The organism is Isachenkonia alkalipeptolytica (genome assembly GCF_009910325.1).
GTDB classification, from domain to species: domain Bacteria; phylum Bacillota; class Clostridia; order Peptostreptococcales; family T1SED10-28; genus Isachenkonia; species Isachenkonia alkalipeptolytica.
Window position 1 is genome coordinate 54,778 of sequence record NZ_SUMG01000015.1, and the last position, 11,286, is coordinate 66,063.

9 protein-coding genes are annotated in these 11,286 nt (G+C 48.8%); 2 read left to right on the top strand and 7 right to left on the bottom strand.

Annotated features, from left to right (window positions below; all coding sequences use genetic code 11):
• The first annotated feature begins 11 nt into the window (after positions 1–11).
• Positions 12–1,088 carry a histidinol-phosphate transaminase gene (hisC, locus tag ISALK_RS11230; protein WP_160722304.1) on the top strand — a complete coding sequence of 359 codons (1,077 nt, stop codon included), beginning with the start codon at positions 12–14 and terminating at the stop codon, positions 1,086–1,088.
• Between the two features lie 112 nt (positions 1,089–1,200).
• Here hisC and ISALK_RS11235 read toward each other — a convergent pair whose 3' ends face one another.
• Both ISALK_RS11235 and ISALK_RS11240 read right to left on the bottom strand, forming a co-directional pair.
• A complete protein-coding gene (locus ISALK_RS11235) occupies positions 1,201–2,595 on the bottom strand; it encodes a pyridoxal-phosphate dependent enzyme (protein WP_160722306.1) in 1,395 nt (464 codons plus the stop codon).
• 112 nt (positions 2,596–2,707) lie between these two features.
• Positions 2,708–3,796, bottom strand: a complete 1,089-nt coding sequence (locus ISALK_RS11240; protein ID WP_160722308.1) for a carboxypeptidase-like regulatory domain-containing protein — start codon at positions 3,794–3,796, stop codon at positions 2,708–2,710.
• Positions 3,797–4,130: 334 nt separating this feature from the next.
• On the opposite strand from ISALK_RS11240, the gene ISALK_RS11245 reads away from it, so the two are divergent.
• Positions 4,131–5,432, top strand: coding sequence for an amidohydrolase family protein (locus tag ISALK_RS11245; protein ID WP_160722310.1), 1,302 nt, complete (start codon positions 4,131–4,133; stop codon positions 5,430–5,432).
• Positions 5,433–5,505: 73 nt separating this feature from the next.
• Here ISALK_RS11245 and ade read toward each other — a convergent pair whose 3' ends face one another.
• The 5 genes from ade to ISALK_RS11270 form a co-directional block, all read right to left on the bottom strand.
• Positions 5,506–7,254 (bottom strand): adenine deaminase, encoded by a 1,749-nt coding sequence (gene ade / locus ISALK_RS11250; protein WP_160722312.1) that lies wholly within the window; start codon positions 7,252–7,254, stop codon positions 5,506–5,508.
• A complete protein-coding gene (locus ISALK_RS15380) occupies positions 7,254–8,237 on the bottom strand; it encodes a xanthine dehydrogenase family protein molybdopterin-binding subunit (protein WP_160722314.1) in 984 nt (327 codons plus the stop codon). Before ISALK_RS15380 ends, ade begins: the two co-directional genes overlap by 1 nt.
• Positions 8,221–9,555 carry a xanthine dehydrogenase family protein molybdopterin-binding subunit gene (locus ISALK_RS15385; protein WP_160722316.1) on the bottom strand — a complete coding sequence of 445 codons (1,335 nt, stop codon included), beginning with the start codon at positions 9,553–9,555 and terminating at the stop codon, positions 8,221–8,223. The genes ISALK_RS15380 and ISALK_RS15385 overlap by 17 nt, the downstream gene beginning before the upstream one ends.
• A 109-nt stretch (positions 9,556–9,664) precedes the next feature.
• Complete coding sequence (locus tag ISALK_RS11265; protein ID WP_160722318.1) at positions 9,665–10,135, bottom strand: (2Fe-2S)-binding protein; 471 nt, start codon at positions 10,133–10,135, stop codon at positions 9,665–9,667.
• A 25-nt stretch (positions 10,136–10,160) separates the two neighbouring features.
• Complete coding sequence (locus ISALK_RS11270) at positions 10,161–11,030, bottom strand: FAD binding domain-containing protein (protein WP_160722320.1); 870 nt, start codon at positions 11,028–11,030, stop codon at positions 10,161–10,163.
• Positions 11,031–11,286: the final 256 nt, after the last annotated feature.

The following is an 11,286-nucleotide window of genomic DNA, read 5'->3' on the forward strand; positions in this document are numbered from 1 at the left end:
GAGGTTGTTTTATGACCATAGAATTTCGTCCACAAATTAAAGATTTACAGGCTTATAAGCCGGGTAAACCCATGGAAAATGTAAAACGGGAATACGGCTTGGATCGGGTAATTAAGCTTGCCTCTAACGAAAATCCCCTGGGCTGTTCCGAGAAATCCAAACAGGCCATCCAAGATGCGCTGAGCCACTTAAACATCTATCCCGACGGCAATACTACGGACCTTAAGGAAACCATTGCTGAAAAATTCAATATCAAAACCACCCAGATACTGCCCAGCAGCGGTTCCGATGAAATGGTGGATCAGATCTCCAAGACCTTTATTCAAGAAGGGGACGAAGTCATTATGGCGGATATCACCTTCCCTCGTTATATCAGTACCTGCAAAATGATGGGCGGGGTCCCCGTGGTGGTTCCTCTTAAAAACCACGCCTACGACCTGGAGGGGATGAAAGAGAAAATCACGGATAAAACCCGTCTGATTTGGTTATGCAATCCCAACAACCCTACGGGCACCATGTTTACCAAAGACGTCCTGGATGACTTCTTGCAAAGCGTTCCTCAAGACATCGTTGTGGTTTACGACGAGGCTTACCGGGAATATGTAACCCGGGAGGATTATCCAAAGAATGCTCTGGAATACTTACCGAAGTATCCGAATTTAATCATTATGCGCACCTTTTCCAAAGCCTACGGCTTGGCCGCCCTTCGAGTTGGCTATACCCTGGCCTCGGAGGAAATTATTGACCATATCAATCGAATCCGCGGACCCTTTAATGTGAATACCCTGGCCCAAGTAGGAGCCATCGCCGCCTTGAAGGACGACGAATTTCTTCAAAGAAGCTACGATGTCAATGAAGAGGGAAAGCGCTACCTTTATAAGATTTTCCAAGAACTGAATCTGGAGTTTGCCCCTTCGGAAACCAACCACATTTTTGTGGATGTGAAAAAGGACGCCCAGGAAATTTTTGTGGAACTGCAAAAAAGAGGGGTTATCATCCGTCCGATTTACGGAAACTTTATCCGGGTTTCCATTGGAACCATGGAAGAAAATGTTACCTTTGTAGAAAAACTGCGGGAAGTCCTGTAGACCGAAATCCGAAAACAACAAAACCCCCAGGGACCATATCCGTTGGTCCCTGGGGGTTTTGTTATGATTTTTGATTCTGCACGGTCGATCACGGTCAGTCCCTTACTGCAATTTAGTCCTCCTGTTTTTCCAGTCCGTCGTAGAGCATTCGGTAATATTTCCGTTTAAAGCCCATCTTTTCATAAAGCTTAATGGCATTCTCGTTTTCAACCTCCACATGCAGGGATAAGTTCCCCTCCGCCAGTTCAATGGCTCTTTGCATCAACTGGGTTCCGATTCCCTTGCCTTTGATTTCCTTCTTCGTGGCGATATAGGACAGATGGTACTTCGGAAAGAAGTCGTCAAAGCTGGTCTTGGATAAAACGCAGATCCCGGCTAATTCATCGTCGAAGTAGGCCGTTAATACAAAGCCGCCCTCTAAGGCGTTGTCAAAAGCCTCCTGTATTTCCACCAGGGGATCCGAGTACTGGATCAGCCAGCTGTCCAGTAATTCCAGGAATTCATCATAGGGAAGGGGCAGGGTTTTTTTGTCCACTTCCTTTATGTCCAAGTCTACTTTCCCGTCCTTTAACACGACTACATGGGTTCCGTTTTCCAGTTTTCCCTCTTCATAGGTTTTCATAAAGGCCGCAATGGGATAAGCGTTTTCCGTGGAGACGTGAATGTTCTCCAGGGCTTGAAATTCTTCTTTGTAGCGCAGCAGTTCTTCATCGGAAATCGATACCACCGCTCCCTTTGTGTCGTACACCGCATTCAGGGCTTCCTGAGCGTTGCCGTCAATTTGATGCAATAGATTTTTATTGTACTTACTCTCGGAGATATCCTCTTCCTGAACCTTGATGATTTCCCGACTGCCCTTTTTAAAGGATTCCACAATGGGATTGCCTTCACTGGTGCTACAGGCAAACAATTGGGGCAGCTGCTCAATTTCTTCATTGATCCAGGACTGTTTCAAGCCGGAGTACAATCCGGAAATGGAAAACCCTTCCCCGGTTTGAGAAAACAACGTGGTGGGATCTTTTTTCAATCGGGTGTTGATCTCACTGGCCAGATAGGAAAAGCTGTAAATGTATAAAATATTATTCGTCATACCGGGATTGGCATTATAATACCGGTTTTCTTCAGCGCATTGATTGCTTTTTTCAATACAGTCCATTTCATTTTCTCCCACGGCATGGATTTCAATTTTATCATTATCCATAATAAACCGGTTTTCAGAAATCCGGGAGTCCTTCGGGGCAAACAGTACCAGATTCACATCGAAATATTTAGACAGGTATGCCAAGGAATACAGCAGCCTTCCACTGTTTCCCAGGCATATATTTTTTTGTCCTTTTGATAGGGCATCCCGCACGATTAAGTAGGCTAAACGGTCTTCGAGATGGCCGGAAGGATTGTTTCCTTCGAGTTTTAAATAAATCTTTCGTATCCCCAGCTTTTCTTCAAGATTTTTTGCCCGTATTAATGGGGTTCTCCCCACATAGGTACGCATAGCAGTATTTTTCATTGATTTTCCTCCTTGATGTTTAGTAGCTTTATATTCTTCTATGCTAATATATGCCCATTGCCCAAGGAATTAAACAATATATCCGTCAGATGCCCTAACCCGGCCTTTTCCTTTATTCTCGGAAATCCTCGGATGCCTCTTCATAGGAATTCGCCTCCTCCAGGGGTTTTCGGCGAATCAAAAAGTCCAGTTCCCCGGTGTATTCCGGTATTTCCGCAATCACCTGGTCCCCCACGGTGAAAATCACCTTCTTGCCGTAAAGCTTTTTCAAAGCGGAGCGGATAAAGCGTATCCGGATTTTTTCTTCCGCTGCCTCTTGAAACTCCTCGGTTAAGTCAATCCAGGTAACCGCCTTGATATCAACTTTCCTTTTTCCTAAACTTTCCCCGGTTTTAGCATCGATGATTTTGATATGCTTTCGATTAAGAACAAAGATCAACACAATGGCCAGTAACAACAAGGACAGAATCAGGAGTAGCCCTAACACTCCCCGGTCCTCCTCCGGATCAGCCTCCGGAGATTCTTCGGGAGCCTCTTCGGATACGGCGTCCACAATAATCTCTTCCTCCTGGGCTTCACCGGCTTCTGAGGGTTCCTGCTCGATTACCAGGTTTATCACATAGCGATTGTTCTCACCATCCAGAAGGATCTCTTCAACGGGTTTCAGTTCTCCGCTCTCCGAGGCTTGATAGCTTAAGGTATAGATTCCATAGGGAATTTCATCGAAAGCAAAGTCTCCGGTACTGTTTGTGTAGGTTGCATAGTTCCCCAGATTCACCCGGATATCTTCCACCCCGTCCCCGTCCTTCGTGGTAAATGTACCCCTTACTTCCCCGGTATCTTTTTTATCCTGCTCTTCGTTGATGCCTTCTTCCTCCCCGGACTCTTCCCCGGAGTTGTTGTCACCAAAACCGATGAAGTCCGTTATTTTATCGATGGACTCTCCGATTCTTTCCGTCCCCCGTCCAATGGAGTCCGTTATCTCCTCAATGCGATCCATCGCATTCTCTATTACTTCAAAATTATCCATGGAAAACCAATCCGTGACTCTTTCCATAACCAGATAAGACCCTTCTTCCCCCCGGCTTTCTCCCCTTGGACCTTCCGCTTCCATAGCACCGCTAAACAGGGTGAAGCTTAAAAAGAAAACCAGCGTGAGGATCAACAGTCTTTTTCCCCGCAACATTTTTTTACTTTTCATATTATTCTTCCTCTCAATCTCTTATTCCTATACACTTCATTTCATGATTTAGGTCTTGTTATATTATACAACACTTTTGCTATAACGAAACCCTTTAATTCGTCTTTTCCTTTTCCCCGAAGGGCTTCCCCTCTTCTTATATAAAATAACCAATCCCTTGGGATTCATCCCCCCTTTGTCCCGAAATATATTATTAAAAAATTAACAATAATAAATTTGTTTTGTGTAGGTTTCATAAATCAATCCTTCTTCATCTTGTTTGTTCTTCTGATAAACCCTATAATGTAGTTAAGAACTATCAACAAGTACATCACGATAAAGGAAGTGAATATCTATGACCACGGATCATGAACATATAACCGTTTACAAAGGCAATATTGTAGACAGTCCTTCCATGGAAGAACTACGAACCCTGGAAAATGGTTATCTTGTCGTAAATGGGGACCGGGTGATCGGCACCTATGCCACCCTTCCCGAAGAATATAAAGGCTGTGCTATAACGGACTACGGCCACCGCATAATCCTGCCGGGATTTGTGGACCTGCACTTCCATGCTCCCCAGTTCGCCAACCGGGGACTGGGTCTGGACAAGGAGCTGCTCCCCTGGCTAGAGGAGTATACCTTTCCCGAGGAAAGCAAATTCAAAGACCTTTCCTATGCCAAGGAAATCTATCCCCAGGTGGTTCATGCCCTTTGGAAAAACGGAACCACCCGTTCCGTAATCTTTGGTTCCGTTCATAAGGAAAGTACGGAGTTTCTTTTGGACCTCTTTATCGATGCGGGCCTGGGGGCTTTTGTGGGAAAAGTCAATATGGACCGAAACTGTCCCGAGTTTATTGTGGAGGATTCCGATCAATCCCTTTCCGAAACCTTGGAAATCATTGAGAAGTATGCCGATCAATCCGACCTTGTCCGTCCCATCTTAACCCCGCGATTTGTGCCGGTTTGTTCAACCCCCCTTATGGAAAAACTGGGAGCTTTTGCAAGGGATCACAGCGTGTTTGTCCAATCCCATATTTCCGAAAACCAGGGAGAGGTGGACTGGGTCAAAGAACTTCATCCCGACTCCCTTGATTATGCCAGCATCTATCATGACTACGGGCTCTTCGGTCATCAGCCCACGATCATGGCCCACTGTGTATTCAATACGGAAAAGGAAATTGAACTGATGGCGAAATCCGGAGTTTACGCCGCCCACTGCCCCCATGCGAACTATAACCTGGCCAGCGGCATTATGCCTGTGCGAAACTTTTTAAACAAAGGGGTATCCGTAGGGCTGGGCACCGATGTGGGCGCCGGACACCAGGTATCCATCCCGAAAGTCATGACCGCAGCGGTACAGGCCTCCAAGATTAAATGGCTGGAATCAGGTAAAACCCTGGATCCCCTTAAGCTTTCAGAAGTCTTTTACATGGGGACGAAGGGCGGCGGAAGGTTCTTTGGCAAAGTGGGGAGTTTTGAGGCGGATTATGCCTTTGACGCTTTGGTAGTTGACGACCGGGAACTGGGCACCTTAAACCTGACCCTAAAGGAACGGCTGGAACGGTATTTATATATCGGTGACGACCGCCACATTGAAAAACGCTATGTTGCAGGAAAAGAAGTACCGGAACCGAAAAAACTCCCTGATCTCTAGGGAGTTTTTTTACGTCGGTCTTTGGATGCTTATACCCTTATACTTCTTGATTTTGTTTACTCCTTCAACGCTTCTATTCTTTGACCTCTAAATCCACAAACCCGAATCTCATCACGTCAAACAGTCCCATATCCGTCAGTTTAATCTCCGGGATTACGGGCAGTGCCAAAAAGGACAGGGTCATAAAGGGGTCAATCCCCGAGTTTACCTTCAGTTGATCATAGGCAATGTCCAGCATGCCTTTGAATTTTTCATTGACCTTTTCCATGGAGTCCTCGGACATCAAGCCCCCGATGGGTAGGGAAAGACCGGCCAGCACTTCTCTTCGGGAGACGATGGCAATACCGCCGTCCAGGTTTTCCACTTCCTTCACCGCTGCCAGCATGTCCTCGTCCCGATCCCCGATGACGATTAAATTATGGGAATCATGACCGATGGTAAGGGCAATGGCACCGTTTTCCAGATGAAAGTCCTTTACGAGGCCCAGCCCCACGTTTCCGGTTTTATGATGGCGTTCCATCACCGCCATTTTTAAAAGAGGCTCTCCCTGTTCGCTATAATACTTCCCCTGATCCAGCCTTACCCGTAGATGTTCGCTTTTGGTTAACAGACTGTGGGGCAATACCTTAATGGCCCGGATTTCTTTGCCCTCCACCTGAAGCTCTAAATCCTTTAAGGAAACCCCATGAAGATTGACACTGTTTTTAACCCACCGGGTATCCGCCCGGTTCTTGGGAAGCTTTGTTAAGAGCTCCTGTACCGGTTTTCCCTCTTTATAAACCGAATGGATCCTAAAGGTCTCCAGATCCTCCAGGACCACAAAGTCCGCCAACCGTCCCGGGGCGATGGCCCCTACCTTATCCAGGCCGTAACACTCCGCCGCATTGATGGTGGCCATTTGTACGGCGGTAATCGGGTCAAGACCCAGCTTTATGGCTTGGCGCACATTGTTGTCGATATGTCCCTCCTGCAAAAGATCCTCGGGATGGCGGTCGTCGGTGCAAAACAGGCATCTCCGGGAGTTCTCCCTGGTGACCCCTTGGATCAGGGCCTCTAAATTCCTGGCGGCGGATCCTTGGCGAATCAGCACATACATCCCCAGGCGCAGGCGGTTTTCCATCTCTTCCACCGTGGAGCACTCGTGCTCGGTTTTAACCCCGGCCATGCGGTATGCATTCAGATCACGGTCTTTAATTTCCGGGCCGTGGCCGTCGATGATCTTGTCGCCCGCAACCAGGACTTTATCCAGAATATCCCCTCTTCCCTCAATGACCCCGGGGTAATCCATTAATTCCCCAAGGCCCAGCACGTCCCTTCGGTCAATCAGTGTGGCCAGGTCCTCGGCCATAAGCTTCGCTCCGGCATTTTCAAACTCCGTGGAGGGGACACAGGATGGCAGCACAAAATAAAAGTTCATCGGCAGGTCCCGACTGGAGTCCATCATATATCGGATCCCCTCCAGGCCTCTTACATTAGCAATTTCATGGGGGTCCGCCACAATGCTTGTGGTTCCCTTCGGCAGCACCACCTTCATAAATTCCCGGGGGGAGACCATGGAGGACTCGATATGCACATGGCCGTCGATCAGTCCCGGGGCTAAGTATTTCCCCTTTAAGTCAATTTCCTCCACCCCGGAATAGTTTCCGATACCTACGATTTCTCCGTCCACCACGGCCACATCCCCATCGATGATCTCCGCGGTAAACACATTGATCACTTTGGCATTTTTAAAGACCTTAGCGGCCTTTTTCCGTCCCGCCGCAACATCGATCTGTTTTTTCAGCTTTTTCTTTTCCTCCGAACCTTGTCTTTTGGAACTCATCAGGACGCCTCCTTTATGGCTTTCAGTAATCGCTCCGGTGTTACGGGAATCTCGGTAATTCGAACCCCCACGGCATCGTAAATGGCGTTGAGAATTGCCGGGGCTACGGGAATCATTACCGGCTCACCGATGCCCTTTGCTCCGAAGGGAGCTGAGGATTCCGGATCCTCCACGATGATCTTTTGTACCTCCACGGCGTCCAGGGCCGTGGGAATTAAGTATTTCGTGAAATTATGGTGCTTGATTTCCCCACCCACGATATTAAGATCCTCCAACAGGGCATAGCCCTGGGCCATGGCAAAACCTCCGTCCATTTGCCCTTCAATGAGTTTCGGGTTCACCGCCCTACCCACATCCTGGACCAGTATGGCGCTTAGGATCTCTAAGGTTCCGGTTTCCGTATTGACCTCCACCTCCACGCCGCAGGCACCGAAGGTGTAGGGCCAATAGGGGTTTCCTTCCCCCGTCGCTTCATTCATCTCCGTGGTATGAGCCTGAAAAACCTCCTCCGCCTCTAAGTTCTCTCCGGAGAAATGACCGGCGATTTCTTCAAAGGAGGTGTGTTTTTCAGGATCCTTTTTTGCATATATTCGGTGATCCTTAAAAATCAGACTTTCTTCCCGGGACAAATTCAACAGCTCCCGGGCTTTGTCCTCCAGGATGGCCCTTAGGGATTCACTGGCCATTTTCATCGCATTTCCCGTATTGTAGGTTTGCCGGCTTGCGGCACAGGTTCCCGCGTCCAGGGTGGTTTTCGTATCCTCATGATCAAAGATCACATCCTCGGTTACAATTCCCAGGATCTCCGCCGGTATTTGGGCCAGAGAGGTTTTCGCCCCCTGCCCCACTTCACAGGCGCCGGAATAAATGGTGAAGCGACCCTGTTCATCGATCTTCGCCTTTGCCCGGGACACATCGGGAAATCCGTTGCCGTATCCCGTGCCATAAAACATCAAGCCAATCCCTTTACCGGATTTTTTCATCGGAAGCTCCCTCCTTTTCCATCTGTCGCTGCTTTAAGTCCTCCAGATAGTTGATATTTTCATCGGGTAGCGGTTTCTTGTTCATCGCCGCCTCCAGGGCATCGAGACACCGGTCCAGGGGCACACTTTCTTTTAACACCTGTTCCGTGGCGGTTTTCGAACCCAGGGTAAACAGATTTTTCCTTCGGATGGTAAAGGGGTCCAGCCCCAGTTTTTCCCCGATTCGATCCATCTGCTGTTCATGGGCAATGGGAGGCTGGGTTGCACCAAAACCTCGCATGGCCCCGGAAAAGGGATTGTTGGTATAGACCGCATAGGAATCCACCCATACGTTGGGGATTTCATAGGGCCCGGTGATATGCACCCCGGCCTTACGCAGCACGTTAATGGCCCAGGAGGCATAGGCTCCTGTGTCTCCCACAATTCTAGCCTTCATTCCCAGCAGTTTACCCTCTTTATCCGCTGCGGTTTTGCAGTGCATGATAATGGGGTGGCGCTTACAGTGGGCCAGAAAGGACTCCTTCCGATCATAGACCATTTTCACCGGACGGTGAAACTTCTTGGCCGCCACCGCCAGATGAATTTGCAGGGTCAGATCCTCCCTTCCTCCGAAGGCGCCGCCTACGGCGGGGTTGATGATCCGGACCTGTTCTTCCTCCATCCCCAGGGCCCCGGCAATATCCATTCGATCAAAATGGGGATACTGGGTGGCTGCAATTACGGTCACGGTTCCGTCCTCTTCCACATAGGAAACCCCCGCCTCCGGTTGTAAAAAGGCATGGTCCACCGCTCCGGTATAATAGGTGTCCTCTACGATCACCGCCGCTTCCTCAAAGGCTTTTTCCACGTCTCCCCGGCGGATTTTAAAATGAAAGATGGTGTTGTCCTCCCCATGAACCTTCGGGGCCTCCTCCTTCATAGCCTCCTCGGGATCAAACACCGCCGGTAATTCTTCGTAGGTTACCCGAATCCCCTGTAAGGCTTTTTCTGCGATTCTTTCACTTTCAGCGATGACCACGGCTATCGGGTCCCCGATTCGCCGAACCCGACTTTCACAAAGGGCTTCATGGTCTTTAAACAAAACCCCGTGGGCGTTTTTCCCCGGGATGTCCTTCGCCGTCAACACCCCGACCACCCCTTCCATGGCCTCGGCTTCCCCGGTATCCAGGGTAAAGTTTGCATGGGCTTTCTCGGAACGCAGGGTTTTACCGTACAGCATGTTCTCCATATTTAAATCCGCCGGGTATTTGGCCCCGCCCGTAACTTTGGTATGGCCGTCCACCCTGAGAATATTTTCTCCGATTACATTAAACGACATGGGCTCACTCCTTTCACCTTGCTAAGTCTTGATTTCTTGGTCCCTATTTACTGATCCGTATTTTTTGATCCGGGTATTGAATCCTTGTTTCCCACTCCCCGTTCATTCCTTATTTTTCACTGATTCTCTTGGCCGCCAGGGCCACCGCCTCTACAATTTTTTCATATCCCGTGCACCGGCAAAGATTACCGGAAATTCCCCGTCGAATTTCCTGATTGGTGGGGTTGGGGTTTTTCAACAACAATGCCTTGGCGGAAAGGATCATTCCCGGGGTACAAAAGCCGCATTGCACGGCACCGGTATCGATAAAGGCCTGTTGAATCGGGTCCAGTTCCCCCTCTTGTCCCACACCTTCAATGGTGATCACTTCCCGATCCTCCGCTTGAAAGGCCATGATCATACAGGAATTTACCAGTTTTCCGTCCAGCAGTACGCTGCATACGCCGCATTCCCCTTCTCCACAGCCTTCCTTGGTGCCCGTCAGATGAAATCCCTCACGAATCACATCCAGCAGACGGTCATTTTCATCGATCTCCACGTTTCTTGAAATCCCGTTGATTTTCATAGTTATGGTTTTCATTTGATCCCCTCTTTCGGTTTCTCGTTTATACTAAGGCTCTTGCAACAGCCTTTTCCAACGCCTCTTTAAAGACGCCTCGGATGGCTTCCTCCTTAAAATCCACATCCCATCGCCCTTTCAGACGGCGATTTAAAACTTCCTTAAACTTTTGCTGAGCCGCTTCCTTATGTTCCGGGGTTAATGTTTTCCCCCGCAGCACTTCTTCGACCTCCCGTTCCCGAAGACTGGTTGGCCCTACGGAGCCGTTGGCAATACGGATTTCCCGAACCCTATGGTCTTTGTCCGCATCGAGATATACCGCGGTGCAGATCTTGGAGATGGCCAGGGCTTTCCTCGGTCCCAACTTTGAAAATCCCAGTCCCTGCCCCTCCTTTGCTTGGTCAAATTCGATATAGTATAAAAACTCCCCGGGGGCCAGGTCCACCTTTCCCTTCCCCAGGAAGAAGTCTTCCAGCTTCAGGGTGCGCAGCCCTTGGCCACCTTTTAGTACCACCGCCGCATCCAAGGCCAATAGGGGCGGTACCGTATCCGCTGCGGGAGAGGCGTTACAGATGTTTCCTCCCAAAGTGCCGGCGTTTCGAATTTGGGGGGAACCCACTTCCACGGCCCCTTCTTTCAGGCCCTGTAATCTCCCTTCCAACAGGGGATGATCCTCCAGGTCACTGAAGGTGGTCCCGGCGCCGATCTGTACCTTTCCCTCCTGTAGGCGAATGAATTGCATCTCCTTTACCGATGAAATATCGATTAAGGCCTTCGGCTGTAATACACCTTCCCGTAGTTTCACCACCACATCGGTGCCGCCGGCGATAATCTTGCCCTCCTCCGCCGTTTCCTCCATGGCCTCTACCAGGGCCTGAAGGGTTTTCGGTTTATAGGTCTTTTCAATATCAAACATGGGAAAATACCTCCTTTGAAATTGTTGAAACTTTCCATTTCACAGATAATATTCAGATCTATTATACTATTTTGACACTTCTTTTCTTATTTTTATACATGAAATCTTCTGAAGTTCTTTAGGTTTCCCCTTCTTATACCCCATATTTTTGTGTATTATTCACAAGTTTGATACTATTATATTTCATTGGTTCTTTAGACAAAAGTGTACCAGGGGGTCGGACCCTGTGGTACAAAAAAAGTGTACCACAGGGTCC